Source organism: Streptomyces sp. NBC_00885, assembly GCF_045207475.1.
Taxonomy (GTDB): domain Bacteria; phylum Actinomycetota; class Actinomycetes; order Streptomycetales; family Streptomycetaceae; genus Streptomyces.
The window spans coordinates 4,814,297-4,835,992 of record NZ_CP108796.1; the positions used below are offsets into that span (position 1 = coordinate 4,814,297).

16 protein-coding genes are annotated in these 21,696 nt (G+C 69.6%); 8 read left to right on the plus strand and 8 right to left on the minus strand.

The genetic code is table 11. The annotated features are described in order from the left end of the window. Positions 1–194: 194 nt before the first annotated feature. The 3 genes from OHA61_RS21905 to OHA61_RS21915 all read left to right on the plus strand — a co-directional run bounded on the left by OHA61_RS21905 (position 195) and on the right by OHA61_RS21915 (position 7,347). Positions 195–2,801: a bifunctional FO biosynthesis protein CofGH gene (locus OHA61_RS21905; protein WP_406304451.1), complete on the plus strand. Its 2,607-nt coding sequence runs from the start codon at positions 195–197 to the stop codon at positions 2,799–2,801. Positions 2,802–2,805: 4 nt separating this feature from the next. Next, positions 2,806–5,958: a tetratricopeptide repeat protein gene (locus OHA61_RS21910; protein WP_406304452.1), complete on the plus strand. Its 3,153-nt coding sequence runs from the start codon at positions 2,806–2,808 to the stop codon at positions 5,956–5,958. A 273-nt stretch (positions 5,959–6,231) separates the two neighbouring features. Further along, a complete protein-coding gene (locus OHA61_RS21915; protein ID WP_406304453.1) occupies positions 6,232–7,347 on the plus strand; it encodes an ADP-ribosylglycohydrolase family protein in 1,116 nt (371 codons plus the stop codon). A gap of 63 nt (positions 7,348–7,410) precedes the next feature. Here the strand turns inward: OHA61_RS21915 and OHA61_RS21920 are convergent, their stop codons facing one another. Both OHA61_RS21920 and OHA61_RS21925 read right to left on the minus strand, forming a co-directional pair. Continuing rightward, the gene (locus OHA61_RS21920) at positions 7,411–9,003 is read right to left on the minus strand and encodes a sodium:solute symporter family protein (RefSeq protein ID WP_389371738.1); all 1,593 of its coding nucleotides are present in this window, start codon (positions 9,001–9,003) and stop codon (positions 7,411–7,413) included. A gap of 167 nt (positions 9,004–9,170) precedes the next feature. Then, the gene (locus OHA61_RS21925) at positions 9,171–9,953 is read right to left on the minus strand and encodes an SDR family oxidoreductase (protein ID WP_406304454.1); all 783 of its coding nucleotides are present in this window, start codon (positions 9,951–9,953) and stop codon (positions 9,171–9,173) included. 81 nt (positions 9,954–10,034) lie between these two features. On the opposite strand from OHA61_RS21925, the gene OHA61_RS21930 reads away from it, so the two are divergent. Next, positions 10,035–10,874, plus strand: a complete 840-nt coding sequence (locus OHA61_RS21930) for a hypothetical protein (RefSeq protein ID WP_406304455.1) — start codon at positions 10,035–10,037, stop codon at positions 10,872–10,874. Positions 10,875–10,984: 110 nt separating this feature from the next. Here OHA61_RS21930 and OHA61_RS21935 read toward each other — a convergent pair whose 3' ends face one another. The 3 genes from OHA61_RS21935 to OHA61_RS21945 all read right to left on the minus strand — a co-directional run bounded on the left by OHA61_RS21935 (position 10,985) and on the right by OHA61_RS21945 (position 13,199). Further along, complete coding sequence (locus OHA61_RS21935; RefSeq protein WP_266489668.1) at positions 10,985–11,194, minus strand: DUF397 domain-containing protein; 210 nt, start codon at positions 11,192–11,194, stop codon at positions 10,985–10,987. A 195-nt stretch (positions 11,195–11,389) separates the two neighbouring features. Next, the gene (locus OHA61_RS21940) at positions 11,390–12,247 is read right to left on the minus strand and encodes a helix-turn-helix domain-containing protein (RefSeq protein WP_406304456.1); all 858 of its coding nucleotides are present in this window, start codon (positions 12,245–12,247) and stop codon (positions 11,390–11,392) included. Between the two features lie 220 nt (positions 12,248–12,467). Then, complete coding sequence (locus OHA61_RS21945) at positions 12,468–13,199, minus strand: GPP34 family phosphoprotein (RefSeq protein WP_266489671.1); 732 nt, start codon at positions 13,197–13,199, stop codon at positions 12,468–12,470. 240 nt (positions 13,200–13,439) lie between these two features. Here OHA61_RS21945 and OHA61_RS21950 point away from each other — a divergent pair, with 240 nt between their 5' ends. The 3 genes from OHA61_RS21950 (at position 13,440) to OHA61_RS21960 (ending at position 18,883) form a co-directional block, all read left to right on the plus strand. Continuing rightward, a complete protein-coding gene (locus tag OHA61_RS21950) occupies positions 13,440–15,824 on the plus strand; it encodes a serine hydrolase (protein WP_406304457.1) in 2,385 nt (794 codons plus the stop codon). A gap of 208 nt (positions 15,825–16,032) precedes the next feature. Beyond that, positions 16,033–17,853, plus strand: coding sequence for an MFS transporter (locus OHA61_RS21955; RefSeq protein ID WP_406304458.1), 1,821 nt, complete (start codon positions 16,033–16,035; stop codon positions 17,851–17,853). Positions 17,854–18,046: 193 nt separating this feature from the next. Further along, entirely contained in the window at positions 18,047–18,883 is an 837-nt protein-coding gene (locus OHA61_RS21960) for an adhesin (RefSeq protein WP_406304459.1), read from the plus strand. 5 nt (positions 18,884–18,888) lie between these two features. Here the strand turns inward: OHA61_RS21960 and OHA61_RS21965 are convergent, their stop codons facing one another. Both OHA61_RS21965 and OHA61_RS21970 read right to left on the minus strand, forming a co-directional pair. Continuing rightward, positions 18,889–19,185 (minus strand): hypothetical protein, encoded by a 297-nt coding sequence (locus OHA61_RS21965; protein ID WP_406304460.1) that lies wholly within the window; start codon positions 19,183–19,185, stop codon positions 18,889–18,891. Between the two features lie 62 nt (positions 19,186–19,247). Next, positions 19,248–19,778 carry an NUDIX hydrolase gene (locus tag OHA61_RS21970; RefSeq protein WP_324984752.1) on the minus strand — a complete coding sequence of 177 codons (531 nt, stop codon included), beginning with the start codon at positions 19,776–19,778 and terminating at the stop codon, positions 19,248–19,250. Between the two features lie 201 nt (positions 19,779–19,979). Here OHA61_RS21970 and OHA61_RS21975 point away from each other — a divergent pair, with 201 nt between their 5' ends. Continuing rightward, positions 19,980–21,284, plus strand: coding sequence for a hypothetical protein (locus OHA61_RS21975; protein ID WP_406304461.1), 1,305 nt, complete (start codon positions 19,980–19,982; stop codon positions 21,282–21,284). Positions 21,285–21,395: 111 nt separating this feature from the next. Here the strand turns inward: OHA61_RS21975 and OHA61_RS21980 are convergent, their stop codons facing one another. Continuing rightward, the gene (locus OHA61_RS21980; RefSeq protein ID WP_324984637.1) at positions 21,396–21,692 is read right to left on the minus strand and encodes a DUF3303 family protein; all 297 of its coding nucleotides are present in this window, start codon (positions 21,690–21,692) and stop codon (positions 21,396–21,398) included. Between the last annotated feature and the right edge of the window lie 4 nt (positions 21,693–21,696).

The following is a 21,696-nucleotide window of genomic DNA, read 5'->3' on the forward strand; positions in this document are numbered from 1 at the left end:
GCGGGCATTTGGGCGGACATGCGGAAGCTCACCGGAGTTCCGGCGACTGCACCGTGGCCGGGAGCCACCGCCCTCCTGTTCCCGCTGAAGACGAGTCGTGAGGCCGGGCAGTTCCGTCATGAGGCCCGACGCCGGGCGCGGGCCGATCTTGTGCCCCGAGCCGGCCTGTCAGCCCGCGCTCGTATGCTCGATCCATGACGGATCACCAGCACGGACGGCCCGCACGCCCCACCGAGAACGCCATGCGCCGCGCCCTCAGGCGAGCCAGGGACGGGGTGGCGCTGGATGTCGTCGAGGCTGCCGTGCTGTTGCAGGCCCGTGGGGACGACCTCGTCGATCTGTGTGCCTCTGCCGCGCGCGTGCGGGACGCCGGGCTGGAGGCCGCGGGCCGCCCCGGCGTCATCACGTACTCGAAGAGCGTGTTCATTCCGCTCACCCGGCTGTGCCGGGACAAGTGCCACTACTGCACCTTCGCGACCGTGCCGGGGAAGCTGCGCCGGGCCGGGCACGGGATGTTCATGTCGCCCGACGAGGTCCTGGACATCGCCCGGCGCGGGGCCGAACTGGGCTGCAAGGAAGCGCTGATCACCCTCGGGGACAAGCCCGAGGACCGCTGGCCCGAGGCGCGGGAGTGGCTGGAGGCCGAGGGGTACGACGACACCATCGCGTACGTACGGGCCATGGCGATCCGCATCCTGGAGGAGACCGGGCTGCTGCCGCATCTCAACCCGGGCGTCATGACCTGGACCGACTTCCAGCGGCTGAAGCCCGTCGCGCCGAGCATGGGCATGATGCTGGAGACCACGGCGACGCGGCTGTGGAGCGAGCCGGGCGGCCCGCACTACGGGTCGCCGGACAAGGAGCCCGCCGTCCGGCTGCGGGTGCTGGAGGATGCCGGGCGCAGTTCCGTGCCGTTCACGAGCGGGCTGCTGATCGGGATCGGCGAGACGTACGAGGAGCGCGCCGATTCGCTGTTCGCGCTGAGGCGCGTCGCCCGTGCGTATCACGGCATCCAGGAACTGATCATGCAGAACTTCCGTGCCAAGCCGGACACGGCGATGCGCGGGATGCCGGACGCTGAGCTGGACGAGCTGGTCGCGACCGTCGCCGTGGCCCGGCACATCATGGGTCCCTCCGCCTGTCTCCAGGCGCCGCCCAACCTGGTGGCGGGCGAGTATGCGCGGCTCATCGAGGCGGGCATCGACGACTGGGGCGGGGTCTCGCCGCTGACGCCGGACCATGTGAACCCCGAGCGGCCCTGGCCGCAGATCGACGAACTGGCCGAGCGTTCGGCGGCGGCGGGCTTCCGGCTCGAAGAACGCCTGTGTGTCTACCCGGAGTTCGTGCAGCGCGGTGAGCCCTGGCTCGACCCGAGGCTGCTGCCGCACGTGCGCGCGCTCGCCGATCCGGAGACCGGGCTGGCGAACGCGGACGCCCCCGTCGTGGGGCACGCGTGGCAGGAGCCCGACGAAGGCTTCACCTCCACCGGGCGCACCGATCTGCACCGGACGATCGACACCGAAGGCCGGACCGCCGACCGGCGCGATGACTTCGACGAGGTGTACGGGGACTGGGAGGCGCTGCGCGAGGCCGCCGTGCCCGGCATGGTGCCCTCCCGCATCGATGCGGACGTCAAGACAGCCCTCAAGCAGGCCGCCGACGATCCGACCCGGCTCACCGACGACGAAGCCCTCGCCCTCCTGCACGCGGACGGGCCCGCGCTGGACGCGCTGACGGGCATCGCTGACGAGCTCCGCAGATCCGTCGTCGGCGACGACGTCACGTACATCGTCACGCGCAACATCAACTTCACCAACGTCTGCTACACAGGCTGCCGCTTCTGCGCCTTCGCCCAGCGCCGTACCGACGCCGACGCCTACACGCTCTCGCTCGACCAGGTCGCCGACCGCGCCGAGCAGGCCTGGGAGGTCGGCGCCGTCGAGGTGTGCATGCAGGGCGGCATCCACCCCGACCTGCCGGGCACCGCTTACTTCGACATCGCCAGGGCGGTGAAGGCCAGAGTCCCGGGCATGCATGTGCACGCCTTCTCGCCGATGGAGGTCGTCAACGGCGCGACCCGCACCGGGATGTCGATCCGGGAGTGGCTCACCGCCGCCAAGGAAGCCGGGCTCGACTCGATTCCCGGGACCGCCGCGGAGATCCTGGACGACGAGGTCCGCTGGATCCTCACCAAGGGCAAGCTGCCCACCGCCACCTGGATCGAGGTCGTCACCACGGCGCATGAGCTCGGCATCCGGTCCTCGTCGACCATGATGTACGGGCATGTGGACCAGCCCCGGCACTGGCTCGGGCATCTGCGCACCCTCACCCGTATCCAGCAGTCTGCGCTGGATTCCGGGCGGCAGGGCTTCACGGAGTTCGTGACGCTGCCCTTCATCCACACCAACGCGCCCGTCTATCTCGCGGGGATCGCGCGGCCGGGCCCCACCGCGCGCGACAACCGCGCCGTCACCGCCATGGCCCGGCTCCTGCTCCACCCCCACATCACCAACATCCAGACCAGCTGGGTGAAGCTCGGTGCCGAGGGCGCGGCCGAGATGCTCCGCTCCGGGGCCAACGACCTCGGCGGCACGCTGATGGAGGAGACCATCTCCCGTATGGCGGGCTCCAGTTACGGCTCGTACCGCTCCATCAAGGACCTCGTCGCCATCGCCGAGGCGGCAGGGCGGCCGGCGAAGCCGCGTACGACGCTGTACGGAGACGTGCCGGATGAGCGCATGCGGGCCGCGACCGCGTCCGACGGACATCTGCCCGAGCTGCTGCCGCTGCTGCCAGACTGATCGCATGAGTGCTGGAGGAGCCGCGCGCCTGTCCATGCAGGAGCTGCTGGACATCGCCAGGCGCGCGAGCTTTGTGGGACGCCGCGATGAACTGGACGCGTTCCGCGCGAACTTCGACGTACCCGTGAGCGATCCGCGGCATCGCTTCATCTTCCACATCCACGGCAATGCGGGCGTCGGCAAGAGCTCCCTCGTACGCGAACTCACCCAGGCCGCGCGCGGACGCGACGCCCTCACCGCCGTCCTCGACGAGTCCGTGAACAGCGTGCCGGAGGCGATGGAGGGGCTCTGCGCGCAGTTCGCCCAGCAGGGGCATCCGCTCAAGGCACTGGACAAGGCGCTGGCGACCTACCGCCAGCGCCGTTACGAGGCGGAGTCGGCCGCCGCGGCGGCGGCCGCGGGCCCCGGTCCGCAGCAGGAAGCCGGCCCCACGGCAGGGTCCACGACAAGCTCGACGGCAGGCCCCACCGCAGGGTCGCTCGCCGTCGCCCAGGCCGGACTGTTCGGCCTCGGCCTGGTCCCGGGCGTCGGCGCCATCGCCGGAGCCGTCGACCCGGCCCAGGTCGCCCGTGGCGCCACCACCGTGAAGGCCCTCCTCAGCGCCCACTTCGGCAAGCAGGAGGACGTACAGCTCGTACTCGACCCGATCGGTGCTCTCACTCCGGTGCTGGTGTCCGAGCTGAACCGGGTCGCGGCACACGTCCCGTGGATCGCGCTGTTCTTCGACACGTACGAACGCACCGGACCCTTCCTCGACTTCTGGCTGCGCGATCTGATCACCAGCAGGCGCCATGGCCTGCTCCCCCCGCAGGTGGTCGTCACCCTCTCCGGGCAGCGGCCGCTCGACCCCAACTGCTGGGCGGACTACGCCGGTTTCGTGACCGACCTCCCGCTCTCACCCTTCACCGAGTCGGAGGCCCGCCAGTTTCTCGCGTCCAAGGGGGTGCAGGACGAGGAAGTGGTACGAGAGGTGCTCAAGCTCTCCGGCCGGCTGCCCGTCCTGGTCTCGACGCTGGCCGAGAATCCGGGAGCGGTCGACGACCCCTGCGCCACCGCCGTGGAACGCTTCCTGAAGTGGGAGCAGGACCCGGTCCGCCGCTCGGCCGCGCTGGACGGCGCTCTGCCGCGCCGACTGAACGAGGATGTGTTCCGGGCGGCAGTCGAGGGGGACGGGGAGGGGCTGTTCGGCTGGCTGTGCGCACTGCCGTTCGTGAGCAATCGAGGGGGCCGGGCCCAGTACCACGACGTCGTACGGGACCCGATGCTGCGGCTGCGGCGCAACAGCTCACCGGAGCGCTGGCGGGCCGGCCACGACCGACTGGCCCAGGCGTTCGCCGGATGGCGGGCCGAGGCCGGGGAGGGCCTCGACGAGGAGCACCGGTGGGGGCAGGACGCGTGGCGCGAGCTGCGCGCCGAGGAGACGTACCACCTGCTGTGCGCCCGGCCGCGCACAGAACTGCCGGAGGTACTGCGGGACGGCATCGACGCGTGCGACGCGGGCATCGGCGCGGCCCGGCACTGGGCGCGGGCCGTCGCGGACGCGGGCGCCGACGGTGACATCGAACTGCTGCGGACACTGGGCAGGGACGCGCTCGCCGCGCTGGAGGACGAACAGCGCAGATGCACCACGGTGTTGGAGCTGATCCTCGCCCGTGGCGAACTGGCCCACGAGGCACGAGTGAGGGCCCTCGTCGTCCGCGGCCGTGACCACCGCAATCTGGGCGAGTACGAGCAGGCGCTGCGCGATTACCGCAGGGCGCTCACCCTGGACGACGACTGCACACGCGCGCACTACGGACTGGGGGAGACGCACCGCCTGACGGGACGGTTCGAGGAGTCCCTCGCGGAGTTCGGGCGGGCCCTCGAACTCGACCCGGCCGACATCTGGTCCCGCTCCAGCGGCGCCCAGACCAAGCACCTGCTGGGGCGCAGCGAGGAGGCGCTGGCCGATCTGGACCAGGTCATCGAGGCCAGGCCCGGCCATGTGTGGTCGCTGATGCGCAGGTCCCAGGTCCGGCGCGCGCTCGGCGATGTCGACGGCGCCCTGGCGGACATCGGCCGGGCGGAGCAGCTCGACCCGGACAACCCGTGGATCGTGGGTGAGCGAGGGGAGATCCTGCGGCACGACGGGCGGCTGGAGGAGGCGGTCGCGGAGTTCGACCGGGCGTTCGCGCTCGACCCGGCGTATGCCTGGGCGCTGGGCAGCCGCGCCATGGCGAAGCAGGCGCTGGGCAGGACGGACGAGGCGCTGGCCGACCTGGACGAGGCGCTGGAGCTGAAACCCGCCTATGTCTGGGCGCTGATCAGGCGGGCGGAGATCCATCGTGAACGGGGCGACAAGGTACGGGAGTTCGCCGATCTCGACCGGCTCGTGGAGCACGCGGAGCCGAAGGCGTGGGCGCTGGTCAACCGCGGGTTCGCCCATCAGCAGGCCGAGCGGTACGAAGCGGCGCTCGCCGACTACGGCCGGGCGCTCGCCCACGACCCGGAGTACAGCCATGCGCTGGCCTCCCGGGGCGGGGTGCACGAGCGGCTCGGCCGGCACGAGGAGGCGCTGGCGGACCTGGACAGGGCGCTGGAACTCGATCCCGAGTCGGCCGTCGCGCTGACCGTGCGGGCGGGCGTGCGGCGGGCGCTCGGAGATCTCGACGGTGAACTCTCGGACCTCGATGCGGCGGTGGCGTGCGGGTCGGACACGGCGGTCCATCTGACCCTGCGGGGCGAGGCGCATCGCCGCGCCGGGCGGTACGAGGAAGCGATCGCGGACTACGACCGGGCGGACGACCTCCGCCCCGACGACGGCTGGATCATCGGCAGCCGCGGCCAGGCGCTGCGGAGCCTCGGCCGCTTCGAGGAGGCGCTGGCCGATCTGGCGCGAGCCGCGGAACTCCAGCCGGACAAGGCATGGATCGCGGCCGAGCGCGGTGCGGCCATGCAGGACCTGGGGCGTCACGAGGAGGCCCTGGCCGAACTGGACCGGGCGATCGCGGTCGACCCGGGGTACGGCTGGGCCTACGGGCGGCGGGCTTCGGTCCGGCTGGCGATGGGGCGGGCGGCGCAGGCGCGAGCCGATCTCGACCGGTACGGGGAGCTGGGCGAGGATCTGGGGGAGCTGGATGCGGAGGTACGGGGTCTCGCCGGGGGCGGAGAGGAATAGGGCACCTCAGTCTCCCCCGGCGGGGCTGATTGTGCGGCTCGGCCGCACATTTCAGCCCGTCCGGCGTTTGAGGACATGCGGCCGAAGGCCGCATACCGGGGTTCGGGGGCGAAGCCCCCTTCGCGCCGCGAAGCGGGCGCCGGAGGTTGGGGGTCCCCCCGGACGGAGTCTGGGGGAGGGCGGGGTGGGGGAAACTCCACGCCCCCACCCCCCACTCTCGTTCGATTAAAGTGCTGCGCCAGGCATATGTTCGACGTCCAGGGAGGGCGCGGGGTGAGCGCAGCAGCTACTGCCGTGTGGGGCCGGGCCGAGCAGCAGGACTTCCGCGCCCGGGTGCGCGGTGCCCTGCTCGGCGGCGCCATCGGCGACGCGCTCGGCGCCGGGGTCTCGGCGCTGACCCTGGAGGAGATACGGGCGGACCACGGCCCCGAGGGCATCGCCGACCTCGTGCCCGCGCACGGCCGGCGCGGCGCCGTCACCGCCGCCACCCAGCTGACGCTGTTCACCGTCGACGGGCTCATACGCGCCCAGGTCCGCCGTGACACCGGCGCCTGGCATCCGCCCACCGATGTGCACCGCGCCTATCTGAGATGGGCCGCCACCCAGCGCGACTGGGGTCCCGACGAACGCCGCAAGGACGACGGCTGGCTGGCCCGCGAGGAGTGGCTCTACACCCGCCGCAACGCCCCCAGGGCCTGCCTCGTCGGGCTGGGCGACGAGACGATGGGCACTGTCGAAGCGCCGAAGAACCCGACCGCGTGCGACGCGGGCGCTCTGGTGCGCTCCGCGCCGTTCGGGCTGCTCGTGGGCTGGGAGCCGCAGCTGGTGTGCCAGCTGGCCGTGGAGTGCGCGGCGCAGACGCACGGCCAGCCCACCGCGTATCTCTCGGCGGGCGCGTTCGCCGTCATCGTGCATGGACTGGCCCGGGGCGAGACCCTCGACGGCTCGGTGCAGCGCGCGCTCGCCCTGCTGGCCGCGTGGCCCGGGCACCAGCCCGTCACGGACGCCCTCCAGCTGGCGCTCGGCACCGTACGCCAGGGCATTCCGGGCCCGTCCAGGATCGCCTCGATAGGCGCGGGCGACAGAGCCGAGGACGCCCTCGCCATCGCCGTCTACTGCGCCCTCGTCGGCGAGGACATCCGGCACGGCCTGCGGCTCGCCGTCAACCACGACGGTCCCTCCGAGGTCACCGGCTCCGTCACCGGCGCGCTGCTGGGTGCCCTGCACGGCGAGACGGCCCTACCGCCCGCCTGGCTCTCCGAGCTGGAGGGCCGCCCCACTGTCATCGAACTCGCCGACGACTTCGCGATGGAGATGACCCAGGGCCCGGCCCTGCACGGCCCCACGGTCGCCTCGCCCGGCTGGCTGGCCCGCTACCCCCGCAGCTGACGCGCGAGGACCCGGCTCCACCCCTGGGGAGCCGGGCCCTGGTACGGGGGACGAAGGCGCGCGTCAGCCGTCCGCGCCCTCGCGGCCCAGCACCTTCGCCTCGGCCGGCTCGGCAGGCGCCGGCACGCTCGCCGTGGCGAGCCCGGAACCCTCCGGTCCGTCGTCGTCCGTGTTGATCCGGGCGATGACCGCGTCGCGCTCGGGGGTGTCCTCCGGCTTGACCAGGCCGATCACGATGTAGAGCACGAGCGAGATCGCCAGCGGTACGGAGACCTGGTACTGCAGGGCCACATCGGTCCTGGCGGTGCCGTCGATCTCGTAGTTGAGGAAGAAGAAGGCGATCAAGCCCGCCGCCCAGCTGGTGAGCGCCGCGGTCGGTCCGGACTTACGGAACGGACGCAGCAGGCCGAGCATGAACGGGATCGCGATCGGACCCATCAGTCCGGCCACCCACTTGATCACGACGGTGATGATGTCCTTGAACGTGGGCGAGTTGACCTGGGTGGCGATCGCCATCGACAGCGCCAGGAAGGAGATCGTCGACAGACGCGCGGCGATCAGCCCGGCCCGCTCGGTCCAGCTCCGTGCCTTCTTGGAGATGACCGGCGCGATGTCACGGGTGAAGACCGCGGCGATCGCGTTGGCGTCGGAGGAGCACATGGCCATGGTGTGCGAGAAGAAGCCCACGATGACCAGGCCCAGCAGACCGTGGGGCAGCAACTGCTCGGTCATCAGCGCGTAGGAGTCGGACGCGTCCGGCTTCTTCGCCTCGACGAGCAGCGGTGCGCACCACATCGGGAAGAACAGCACCAGCGGCCACACGGCCCACAGGACCGCCGAGAGCCGCGCCGAGCGGGTGGCCTCGCGGGCGTTGGCGGTCGCCATGTAGCGCTGCGCCTGGTTCCACATGCCGCCGTTGTACTCGAAGGTCTTGATGAAGAGGAACGCCAGCAGGAACGTCACGGTGTACGGTCCGGCGGTCGCGTCCGTGTGTCCCTGGAGCTCCGGCTCGTCCCAGATGGTCCACAGGGTGCTGAAGCCGTCCAGTTTGCCCATGACCGCGATGAGCATCGCGAGTCCGGCGAAGAGCTGGATGATGAACTGCCCCAGCTCGGTCAGGGCGTCGGCCCACAGACCGCCGACCGTGCAGTAGACACCGGTGATGATGCCGGTGATCAGGATGCCCTGGTTGAGCGAGAGACCGGTGAAGACGGAGAGCAGGGTGGCGATCGCGGCCCACTTGGCGCCCACGTCCACGATCTTCAGCAGGAGGCCCGACCAGGCCAGTGCCTGCTGGGTCTTGAGGTTGTAGCGGTTCTTCAGATACTCCAGCGGCGAGGCGACATGCAGCTTGGAGCGCAGCCGGTTCAGCCGCGGCGCGAAGAGCTTGGCGCCGATGAAGATGCCGATGGCGATCGGGAGGGACCAGGTCACGAAGGACGTGACACCGTACTTGTAGGCGATGCCCGCGTATCCGGTGAACATCACCGCGCTGTAGCCGGACATGTGGTGCGAGATGCCCGACAGCCACCACGGCATCTTGCCGCCTGCGGTGAAGAAGTCGCTGACGTTGTCGACGCGCTTGTGCGACCAGAGTCCGATCGCGACCATCACACCGAAGTATCCGGTGAGCACGGTCCAGTCGAGACTGTTCATGTGCCCCCTCCTGGGGTCCGCCTTGTGAACGCCGTTCATGGTGTGTCCATGCGCGCGGCCACGACAACGACCTGAGGGGTCAAGTGCAAGTAAAATTGTTCGAGTTAATGACCTCCATTCACATCCGTGACTCGGGAGGGGGTGAAAAGGGGGGTCAAAAAGGGCGGCTACCGCATCAGTTCACCCGCGTTGACGAGCAGTGACTGACCCGTGATCGCCCGGGCCCGGTCGGAGACGAGAAAAGCTGCTGCCTGCGCGACATCGCCGTCCGTGGCCAGCTCCGGCAGCGCCATCCGCTCGGTGAGCCGTGCGAGAACCTCGTCCTCCGGCACCCCCTCCGTGTGCGCGGTGAACTGGACGTACGCCTGCACGGGCGGCCCCCACATCCAGCCGGGCAGCACCGTGTTGACCCGGATCCGGTCGGGGCCGAGCTCGCGCGCCAGCGAGTACATCGCCGAGGTCAGCGCGCCCTTGGACGCCGCGTACGCCGCCTGCCACACCTGTGAGGGCGCGGCGACCGCCGACTGCGTCCCGATGATGACGACCGAGCCGCCGCGCTGCTTCAGCCCCGGCAGACAGGCCCGGGTCATCCGCAGCGTGCCCAGCAGATTCACGTCGATGACCCCCCGCCAGGTCTCGAAGTCGGCGTCCGCGAGCCCGCCGAAGTAGCTGTCCCAGGCGGCGACATGGACGACCGCGTCGATCCGCCCGAAACGCTCCAGCGCGAGCGCCGCGAGCGCGTCGCACTGGGCCTCGTCGGTGATGTCCGTGGCGCGGTGCGCGGTGCGTGAGCCCTCGGGGTCCATCTCGCGCGCCGACTTGGCGAGATTGGCCTCGGTGCGGGCGCCGAGGACCGCGTTGCCCCCGTCCCGTACGACGGTCGCGGCGATCTGATGACCGAGCCCGGCTCCGACACCGGAGACGATCACGGTCTTCCCCTGGAGCAGCATCTGGGCGCCTCCCGGCTCTGGCAGTTCTTCTGACGGGGCGTCAGAGTAGGTGCCTCCACCGGAGGAAGGAAGGGGAGCGTCGTGAGCGAGGACACTCGGTCGGAGGTGTACGCAGAGCTGGCGGGCGTCGGTCCCTACGGGGTGCGCCCCGGCCACGCCCTGATCACCATGGTCGAACCGCACCCGGGCCAGGAGTACGCGTACAACCGCTGGTACGAGGACGACCACTACTACGCGGGCGCCATGGCCATGCCCTGGATGTACGCGGGACGGCGCTGGGTCGCCACGCGGGAACTCCAACTGCTGCGCTACCCGGAGAAGTCGGCCGTCGCCCAGCCCGTCACCGCGGGCTGCTACATCTCCACGTACTGGATCACCGACGGACGCTACGCCGACCACATGAAGTGGACCGTCGGGATCAACAAGCGGCTCAACCGGGACGGCCGCGTCTACCAGGACCGTACCCATGTCTTCACCGCATTCCAGGACCACGAGGCGACCGTCTACCGGGACGGGGCGGCCGGCCCGCGCGACTATCACGCGCTGGACCATCCCTACGCGGGCCTGGTCGTCGAGGTGATCGACGCGGAGGGACCCGAGCAGCGGGCGGAGCTCCTTGAGTGGCTGCGTACGAAGCATCTGCCCAAGCGGCTGTCCGGATCGTGCGCGGCGATGGTGACCGTCTTCCGGCCGACGCCACTGCCCGGCGACCGGATGACCTATGTGAAACAGGTCGAGGGCGTGGACACCCGGCTGACGCTGCTGTGGTTCCTCGAGGAGGACCCGAGGGAGCGCTGGGACTCTGCATTCGCAGGCCTCGACGTGGCGGTCGTCGAATCGGGGCTCGGGCGGGTGGAGCTCGTGGCTCCCTTCATCCCCACGGTCCCCGGCACCGACCGTTACGTCGACCAACTGCGCTGAGCCTGCGGCCGACTGGACGGCCGGACAGCAACCAGCCCCCTCGGCCAGGACGGCGGACCAGTCGAGAGGGCTTGACTCGGGCTGTCTACGAGGTGGGTGTACGGCTCAAGTCACGCACCGCGCGGCGTGGTTCGGCTGACGTCAAGGACGAACGCCGACCACGTCTCGGCGGTGAAGTCGAGGACTCCCCTTCGAGGCTCCTTCGAATCGCGGACCGCGACGGTGGCGGCGCTCTCTGCCTTGACCTCCACACAGTCTCCGTTGACGGCGGAGTACGAGGACTTGGTCCATTCCGTCAGCGCATCGTGCCGAATCAGCATGGTGACTCCGATGGTTGTGCCAGTTGTTGGGCTTGCGCGCCCAGCCGCTGATTGCAGCGGCTCTGCGGGCGACGCTACGCCGCAACATCATTGGAGACATGCGGCGTTCACCCATCTGGATGGCATATTCCATCGAGATCTTCTCAGTTGAGGATGCGCGGGTGTATCGTGCGCGCCCCTAAGCTTGTTGCTTGATCACGGGCAGCAGCTCTCCGCCACCTTGTGAATGAACTCGCGGGATTGCTCGGCGCTCAGTGCCTTGGCTCGCAGGTGCTCGTACATCACGGCGTAGCTCTGGACGTCGTTGGCCTTCTCCAGGTAGAGATCGCTGGTGACCCCCTCCAGGTAGACGACGCTTGCGTCCATCGCCTCCTGAAACTCAAGGATGGCGAACTTGCCGTACATACCGGGATGAGCCCCGACGTCGTACGGCAGGACCTGCAGCGTGACGTGCGGCTGTTCACTCAACTGCGCGAGATGCAGGAGCTGGTCGGTCATGATCTGCCGATTGCCGACGACGCGTCTCAGCAGTGCCTCGTCGATCACCGCCCAGAAGCGGAGAGGGTTGACCGGGTCCGTCAGGCGATCCTGGCGCTTGAGGCGGATCTGGATGCGTTTGTCGATCTCGCTGGGCGTGGCTTCGGGCCACATCCCCTCGATCACCGCCTGCGCGTACTCACGCGTCTGCAGCAGACCGGGAACGATCAGCGATTCGTACACCCGAAGACTCGCCGCGTCGGTCTCCAGGCCGATGTAGACGCTGTACGGGATGTCGCCGAAGGCGTGCCACCAGCCCTGCTGGCGGGAGTCCTTGGCCATTTGCATCAGCGAGTCGACGATCCGGTGGTCCTCGACCTCGTACACTCCGCACAGGTCGCGGACATCGCGCTGACTGATGGAACGGCGGCCGTTCTCCAGGCGGCTGATCTTCGACTGGGAGACGAGCAGACGCTCCGCCACCTCCTCGGCCGTCATGCCCTTCAGCTCGCGGAGCCGGCGCAGCTCCTGTCCCAAACGGCGTCGCCTGACGGTGGGGTTGACATTGGACGCCACGGAAACTGCACCTCCGGCTGCGTAGCTGAGCGTATCTACCGCTCAGCAGACTGCCACCAATGGTCGTGGCTGCGCGGCGAAATGGCTACACAGGCGTCATGTGCGAACGCGCGGGGCAGCGACAAGGCTGCCCCGCGCGTTCTGTGCGGCTCCCGAACCGGGTCAGTGGGGACGTCGGTGCGGCGGTCTTACGGGTGGTGCTTTTACTGCTGCTTCCGTGTCAGTGCAAGGCGACGCGGGCCATGGTTCCGCGGCGCGGTTGCATCGCCGCCACGGCTGCCGGCTGCCTGGTGCCGTTCACCGCGGTGGGATTACGGCGCGGCTGAGCGGCCACACCGTTCTGGACGTCCATCACGGCGTGCGCCACGAGGCCGCCCATCGGGTCGTGCCTGATGAGATCCCGCAGACGGGACCTCGAGGAACGCCCCTCGTTGCCGGGGTACAGGTGCTTGCCGAGTCCGACCGCGTGGGCCAGTGCGGCGAGCGCCGCGGTCCGCGGGTCCGGCGGTACGCCGGTGCGGATCGCACTGTCCAGCCTGGCTCTGATGTCCCGGCTGATTGCCGTGTCCGTCGCCTGGTAGCGAGTCGTCGGCAGCACTCCGCACATCTGGCCCGCCACGGCATGCACCATGCCGCACCGCTCCAGATGCGAGAGGTAAATCTGGCGCAGCCCCAGTCGGGGCCCGCCGATCCAGTGAACAGCCCGGACCGGACTGCCGCGTCTGCGCAGCAGTTCCAGTGCGGAGTCCAAAGTCGGATCTCCTGTCGGCCGTGGCATCACCACGGCGATACGATCCCCGTCTGGGGCTATCCGTCCTGCCAGAGCCAGCTCTACTAGCTGGGCTCCGGCCAGGCCGAGGTCGAGCGACTGCGGCTGCGCTGTGGTACCCGTGGCCGGGTCCAGAGCGAGCAACAGAAGCTCCTCCGGAAGTGTTCTGCGGCTCCTGCCCATCCATGCCTCCCCGCGTGGATGTACGACAGGGTGACCCCTCTCACATTGGTCTGTCGAGAGCGCCTGGGTGCTTTCTGAGGGAACCGGCAGGTATGTCGTTCTCGTCTAGGCCCGGGAGCGGGGCTCTCACACAGGACACTGGTAGATGGTTCGGACAACACGGGCTGTCGCGTGAGGATGCCTGTGAGTACGTACGTATGGCCCAAGAGCGCATGACGCAAGACTCATGGAGGAGGCACGGTGGCGGGCGAGTCCCCCGACAAGTCGGAGCAGCGGAAGTCGTCGGGGGAGACGACTTCGGGTGAGCGCGACCCGCGCCTCGCCGTGTTCCGGCAGGCATCTCCGGGGGCGACGGCTCCCCAGGTGGACCAAGCGACGGCGGTCTTCAAGCTGCCGGCGGAGCGGACGGCCTCCGAGCCGGAGGCCGAGCCGGGCACGGAGTCGGGTTCCGTGGCGAACGACGTGAGGCTGCGGGCCGCGGTGGCGGCGTGGGTGGCCGGCGACGGGGATGTCGCGCCGGACGAGAAGGCCGCTCCGGCTGCGGAGGACGCGGAGGATGCGGAGGACGCGGACGCGCAGGCCGCTCCGGTTGCCGACGCCGATGATGCGGACGCCGATGAGACCCCGGTGGCGGAGACCGCGGAGGTCGCGGACGCCGAGGTGTCGGACGTGGACGGAGCTCCGGTCCGGGATGACGCGGACGAGGACAAGGCTCCGGTTGCCGCGGACGCGGACGTGGAGGCCCCTCTGGTCGCCGAAGACGCGGACGTCGAGGTTCCGGATGCCGAGGAGCGTGAGGAGGCGTCTGAGGGCGACGAGGACGCGTCCACAGACGCAAAGTCCACGCCTGCTGAGCCCGAGCCCGCGGCAGCCGACGAGGCCGACGCGGCCCCCGAGGTCGAGGCCGGCGACGAAGCCACTGCTCCGTCCGCCGACGCCGATGCCGACGCGCCCGCGGTGAAGCCCGACACCAAGCCGTCCGGCGAGGACGAGGACGAGGGCAAGGACGAGGACAAGGGCGAGGGCAAGGGCGAAGCCACCCCACCTCCCACCAAGTCTGCGGAAGCAAACGCTCCGGCCAAGCCGCCCGTCGATCAGGCCACCGCCGTCTTCAAGGCCCCCCGCCGGCCCGCCGTCGACCACCCCACCACCGCACTCAAGGTGTCCCCGGCGCCCCGCCCCGAGGCCCCCGCCGAGCGGAGCAGTACCTTCGTGCCGCTGCGGACCGACGACGTACGGACGCCGCCCGCCCCGAGCAGGCCCGAAGCAGCCGCATCGGAGTCCGCGCCCGCCTCGCTCACCGAGGCCGAGCGGACCAAGCAGCAGCCCATGCCCCCGCTGCCGCCGCTCGATCTTCTCGCCGAGCTCACGAACACCCCGCCGCCTCCCCAGACTCCCGTCCGCACCGTCATGCGGCGAGTCAAGATCTGGACGCCGCTGGTCGTCCTGCTCCTGATCGTCTTTGCGGTTGTACAGGCTTTCCGTCCGCTCCCCGACCCCAAGCTCTCGCTCTCCGCCGAGCCCACCTTCACCTTCAAGGGCGGAAAGCTGAACATGCCGTGGCCCGGTGAGGGCCAGGGCGCGGTCGAGGTCGAGGGCGTCGGCAGCATCGGCACGTACGGCGCGCAGAAGCCCGCCCCGATCGCGAGCGTCGCGAAGACGATGACGGCGTACGTGATCCTCCAGGAGCACCCGATCTCCGGGAAGCAGGTCGGGGAGAAGATCACCGTCGATCAGCAGGCGGAGGACGAGTCCAAGATCGAGGACGAGTCGACCGCGCGGGTGTCCCAGGGGCAGCAGTTCACCGAGAAGCAGATGCTTCAGCTGCTGATGATCCCGTCCGGGAACAACGCCGCGCGTCTCCTCGCCCGCTGGGACTCGAAGTCCGAGGCCGAGTTCGTCAAGAAGATGAATGACGCCGCCAAGAAGCTCGGCATGACCAACAGCACCTACACGGACCCGAGCGGCCTGAAGGCCACCACCGTGTCCACCCCGCAGGACCAGCTCAAGCTGGCCAGGGCGGTGCTGCAGAACGACATCTTCCGCGACATCGTCAACACGCCCAACATCACCATCCCGGGCATCGAAGGGCGGATCGAGAACAACAACACGATCCTCCTCGAGCCGGGCGTGAGCGGCATCAAGACCGGCTCGTCCACCCCGGCCGGAGGCAATCTGCTGTGGACTGCCAACACGATCGTCGACGGCAAGAACCGCCGGATCGTCGGCGCGGTGATGGGCGCACAGAACGCGGCGCTGCTGCACGAGAAGCTGACGCTGGCGGTCAAGACCTACAGCCTGCAGCTGATCAAGGCCGCCCAGGAGGGCGTCACATCCGCGACCGTCATCAAGAAGGGTGAGGTCGTCGGTCATATCGAGGACGGCCTCGGGGGCCGGGTGGCCGTTGTCGCCACGAAGGACCTCAAGGCGGTCGGCTGGGCCGGTCTCCAGGTCCAGATCGCGATCGACGACGCCGGCAACAAGATCCCGCACAGCGCGAAGTCGGGCACGGTCGTCGGCCAGGTCTCGGTCGGTTCGGGCACGGGCAAGGTGACCGCCCCGGTCGCGCTCCAGCAGGACCTGGCGGAACCTGGATTCGGCGACAAGCTGACCCGGCTCGGCTAGGTACAGGGCCTGGTCCGGCCGGGCAGGGCCCAGACGCCGTCACGTCACGCGGGCGTCCCGAGATGACGGGGCGCCCGCGTGCTAGCGTCCCGGGGCAACTTCAAGGTGCCCGGACAGCGTCCTTGAACATGAACAGCAGCAAAAAGCACGTCGGAGGTAGGCAGGCCGGGTGACCACGGCACAGCCGGGGAAGACGGAGAGAGCCGCAGTGACCACCGCTGAGCCGACCCAGGCGGACGGCAGCAGCCCCGACACCGGGCTGCGAATACGTCTGCCCGCGCCCGGCCGCACCGAGCCCGGTCCTCTCGCCGACCTGCGGGACCGGCTGTCCCGTCACCCCGTGCTTCTCGCGACGGCTCTCGCCGCGCTCACCCATCTGATCTGGTTCTTCTTCTTCGCCAACAGCGGTGGCGACATCGCGGCCCAGGACGCCTGGGCCGAGTTTGTCGGACGCCATCCCGACTCGGCGTACAACCTCGCCTGGTACGGCGGGATGCACCCCGTCTCGTACAGCGTCGTCTCGCCGTATCTGATGTCGCTGATCGGCGTCCGCTCGACGATGATGGTCGCCGGTACGGTCTCGGCCGCGCTGACCGCGCTGATCCTGGTCCGCGTCCCTGCCGTCCGCAATCCCGTGGCCTGTGCGCTGGCGGGGGTCTTCGCCTTCCTCTGCAACGCGCTGTCCGGCCGGGTGACCTTCGGCCTCGGCATGATGTTCGCGCTCGGCGCGGTCGCCGCGGTCTTCTGCTGGCCGCACAAGTGGCGGATGAAACGCTGGGCGAAGGCGGCGGTGGCCGCCCCGCTCGCGGGTATCGCCACCGCGTCGAGTCCGGTCGCGGGCCTGTTCCTCGGCGTGGTCGCGGCGGCGCTGTTCCTGAACCGGCGCCGTCCGGGCGCCTACGCCCTCGGTCTGGCCCCCGTTGCCGTCGTGGCGCTGTCCTCGTGGCTGTTCCCCTTCTCCGGTACGCAGCCGATGTCGTTCTGGTCGACGTCGCTCCCCTTCCTGTTCGGGCTTTTCGTCTTCGTCCTCGTACCCAAGGAGTGGCTGACGGTCCGCGCGGCGGCGGCCGTGTACACCCTGGGCACGCTGCTGACCTGGCTGATCGACTCGCAGATCGGCTCGAACGTCTCGCGGCTCCCGATGCTCTTCGCGGGTGTGGTGCTGCTGGCGGCGCTGCCGTACACGGTGCCGAAGTCCCGTAAGTGGTACGCGCTCGTCCTCGCCTTCGCGGGCCTGAACTTCTGGATCGGCTTCAAGGCCGTGGACGACATGGTGCGTACGGCGCCGGCCGCGTCCTGGAGCCGGGAACTCGCGCCGCTGGTCAACCGGCTCCAGCAGGTAGGCGCCGAGCGTGGTCGGGTCGAGGTCGTCCCCGCCAGCAGCCACCGGGAGGCATCCGCGCTCGCGCCGTACGTCAATCTGGCCCGCGGCTGGAACCGCCAGGCCGACATGAAGCGCAATCCGCTCTTCTACGACGACGACAGGACGCTGACGGCATCCGGCTACCGCGCCTGGCTCGACCGGTGGGCGGTCCACTATGTGGTGCTGCCCAAGGGCTCGCCCGACTCCAGCGGCGCGAAGCAGGAGGCGGAGCTGGTGCGTGAGGGCCAGCCGTATCTGACACGGATCTGGAGCGACGAGAACTGGCAGCTGTTCCGGGTGAAGGACCCGATGCCGCTGGCCGACCCGCCGGCGACCGTGGACCGGGCGGGTGCGGGCGAGCTCACGATCCAGGTGAAGACGGCGGGCCGGGTGCTGATCCGGATCCCGTACTCGCCGTGGCTGAGCATCGTCGACGAGCACGGCAAGAAGGTGAAGGGCCCGCAGGAGACGGAGGCGTCGAAGAAGCGGGACGACGAGGACGAGGCGAAGACCTTCGTCAATCGCCACGGCTGTCTGTTCAAGGCGCAGGAGGACTCCGAGGGCGACGAGTGGACCGAACTGCTCGCGCCCGCGCCGGGGGTGTACCGCTTGGCTGCCCCGTACCAGCTGCCGCGTGGCACTCCGTGCCCTGATGAGCTCCGCTGACCCCCCTTACCGCCGTTTACACCTACCTGGGCCTGTCGTGCTGATGCATAGTGGACAGCCTTGACCTACCGAGCAGTTGGTCTACTGGTGCAGGTGCGACATGGCGTGCGAACGATGCGGGGGCGACAGTAGAGGTTCGCTACCCGGAACGAGATGCCCGAAGTGCGGAACAAGGGCGATGGGTGGGGCATGGGTGGCCCGCGAGACAATGGCGGGACGAGTCTCCCTCCTCTCCCGTACGGGAAAGATCCTGCTGGCGGGGGGAGTTGCCCTGACCGCGGTCGCGGTCGTCGTCTCGGCGGTCACGCTGTACGTAGGTGACTCGGCAGCGACCGAGGCGAACGGGTCCGGCGACGCGGACTTCGACCCGGGCGACTTCGGGGGCGCCCCGCAGCGCATCGTCCCCACGGCACTGCCCGGCACCTCCCCGACCGCGTCGTCGACACCCAGGCCCGCCCCGAGCCCGGGCGGCTCCGCCACGAAGAAGCCGGCCACGCCGGGGGCCCCGGTCCGGCCCTCGTACTCCGCCTGGGCGGGCCCGGGGTGCACCGGCGGCGGCCTCTACCGCGAGACAGGCCGCTTCAGCGACGGTTTCGACGGCTGGTACACGGTGAACATCGGCGGCCACAAGGGCGACGGCTGCGACGGCCGCTTCAGCGCGGTGCCGATGTCGGGCAGCGACACCAAGGACAGCGGGGGCAGGGCGACCTGGTCGTGGTACGTGGGCAGCGGATACACGACCTGCTCGGTGGCCGTCGTCATCCCGGAGGCCAACCGCGACCAGGACGTGGCGGGCGACCCGACGACGTACCGGGTGCTGGCCGACCCGGACGACGAGGACAGTGCGATCAAGTCCTTCGAGATCGACCAGACGTCACTGCGGGGCCGTGGCCTGATCGTCGAGAAGATCCCGGTCACCAACCAGCAGCTGGCGGTGCAGCTCGTGGACCGAGGCAAGGACTGGGGCAGCGACGAACGCGACGGCGCGCACCACGCGGCGGCCCAGATGCGGGCGATCTGCCGCGCCTGAGGCCGTCAGTCGTGCGGGGCGGGGGCAGTGGCCGCCTTCACGGCCTCGTCGCAGGCGTCGCACGTCAGCCGGTCCCACCGGGGCGCATGCCACAAGGTGGGTTCGGCAGCCGTGTGCACGGCCTTCTCCATCCCGGCCGCCGGACGTCCGCACATGGTCCGAGCCTCGTCCCAGTGCTCATCACCCGGCCCCGGCCAGTGAACGGCGTGGACACGGACCGGCTGGCGTATGTCGTGCCCGCTGGGACCGAAGTGGTCCTGCTCCTGGGCTGCGTCCTGTATCGCGGTGGCGTACTGACTCATGGGCAGACCCTAGGCCCGAACGGCCGTCCGGGAGAGGGGAATGCACGCCCTTTCTGTTGCGATCAGCCGGCCTCGTCCAGGAGCAGGTACAACAGCCCGACCAGGCTGCCGCCGCTGACGATCTCCCGGCGGTCGATCAGGCCGCGGATCTCCCGCAGCGGGATCCACTCGATCCGGTCCGACTCGTTCATCTCGGTGGGCGGGCCCGCGTACGTGGCTCCGTCGGCGCGGAAGACATGGTGCTCGGAGTCGGTGATGCCGTTCGCGGGCTGCGCGTACACCAAGGGCTTCATGGCTTCCACCCGCCAGCCGGTCTCCTCCTCGACCTCCCGCGCGGCGGTCTGCTGAGGTGTCTCGTCCGCCTCGATGAGGCCCATGGGCAGCTCCCACCCCCAGGTGTCGGTGATGAACCGGTGCCGCCACATCATCAGTACGCGCCTGCGCTCGTCGACCACGGCGGCCACCGCCAGATGCCGCATCCGTACGACGTGATGCTCGAATCGGTGACCGTCCGGCTGCTGGACGTCCGTGAGCCAGAGGTTGACCCACGGGTTGCTGTAGATCTGCCGTTCGCCATGGACGGTCCACCGCACGAGCCCAACTCCCATTTCCCGTACTCCGAACGGCTCTGCGCGATCTGCCCTGAGGGTCATCACTCGCTGCCTGTACGTAATGCCTCGGAAGCGGAGAGTAGCGGGTCGGGTTAGCGTGACGTCAACCGTTGTGTGATCGTCGGTCCGCTCCGCGTTGACCTTGCCGCGGAGCGGGCTGCCATGGCCGAAAAGGGTATGCCCATGCACTTCGTTTCCAGCCGCACCCGCCTCAGCAGGGCCGTCGCAGCGACGTGCGGGGTGTCGGCGCTGCTGCTCGCCGCGTCCGCCACGGCCGGCCCCGGTGCCGCTGCCGCCGGGCCGGACGGCCCGGGGGGTGACCCCTCCCGTGGGGGCGCGGTCATCACGGTGACGACCGCCGAGGTCGGCGCGCCCGGTAACCCTTCGGTGGGCGTGGTCCCGTTCACGGACGCCATCTACCCGTCGTGCGCCGACGCACCGCAGACGTCGAGCGGCTGTCAGACGGTCGGCGGCGTCAGGTATCCCTACGAGATCGGGCAGCTCGAAGTCACCGTCGAACAGTGGGTGGCATTCCTGAACACGGTCGATCCCGAGGGGCGCAATCGCCTTGATCTCTACGACGAGACCGAGAGCTCTTCGGCGTGGCCCAAGTACGGCCAGATCAATCTTTCCGCCGATGCCGGCAACGGCCAGCACTACTCGGTGGCTTTTCCAGAATGGGCGGACAAGCCGTACGGTTTCGCCAACTTCCTCAGGGCGGCGCGCTTCGTCAACTCGCTCTACAACGGTCGACTGATCTCCAGGCAGTCCAGCAGCAACGGCGACTTCAACTACGTCACCTACCGGGTCAGACTGTCGTCCCGGACCGAGCGCGGAATGTACGACCTCGCCCGGCGCAATGCGACCCGAGCCCATGACTCCGGCTTCGTCGTGCCGAGCCAGGACGAGTGGATCAAGGCGGCCTATTACGACCCGAACGGCGGCGGCACCTACTCGTACTGGAAGTACCCGACCAACCCGGGAGTCTTCGGCGACGGCGACGCGACCGCACCCAACCCCACCGTCCTCAACCCCACCACCGGCGATGTCACCAACGCGGCGAACCAGCCACTGGCCTCGTACCACGCTTCTGGCCAGCCGGCACCGAGCTGGTGCCCGGCGCAGCTGCAGCCCGTCGCCTGCTCCACCGTCAATCCGATCGGCCTGGACCCCCTCACATATGCCGATCTCTACCAGGGCAGCCTCAGCACGGTCGGCCAGGCGGAGACCACCTCACCGTGGGGCACTTTCGACCAGGGCGGCAACGCGGTCGAGTGGACCGACACGATCACGGCGCCCCCCACCGGACGGAACTCCGCGCGGGTCTGGCGGCGGCTGCACGGCGGAGTCTCCAACGCCCCGGCCTTCCAGATGTGGCCCTCGGCGGTCGGACTGCAACCGCAGGACAACGTGTTCTACAACCACACCTATCCGTGGCTGGGCATCCGGATCGGAGTGATCGGCGACCTCGGGCTCGGCAAGTCCTGAGCCTGTGGCGCACGGTGGGGCGTGAGCCGCCGCTGCAAGACGGAAGCCCTCCCGCCCTGCTGGGCGGGAGGGCCTCTGAACCGCTGTCCCAGACCGATTCTGTGCGTGCCTTCAGTTCGATCCGTACTTCTGCAGACCGGCCTGGACATCGTCGAAGGTCATCACCGGCATGATGCTCACCTTGGCGCCGAGCTCCTGGAAGAACGGTTCGGCGACGGAGGGGATGTCGGACGCCTCCTTCAGGTCGAAGACGATGAACCCGGTACGCATCCCCTCCTGCGCTCCGAAGTACGCGGCCTCCGGTTTGACCCGGTCCAGCACCGACTTCATGGTGTGCGGCAAGGTTTTGCCCGTGATGGCCTTGTTCGCCTTCTCGGTGTCCATCTCGACGGTCAGCAACACCCTCATGCTC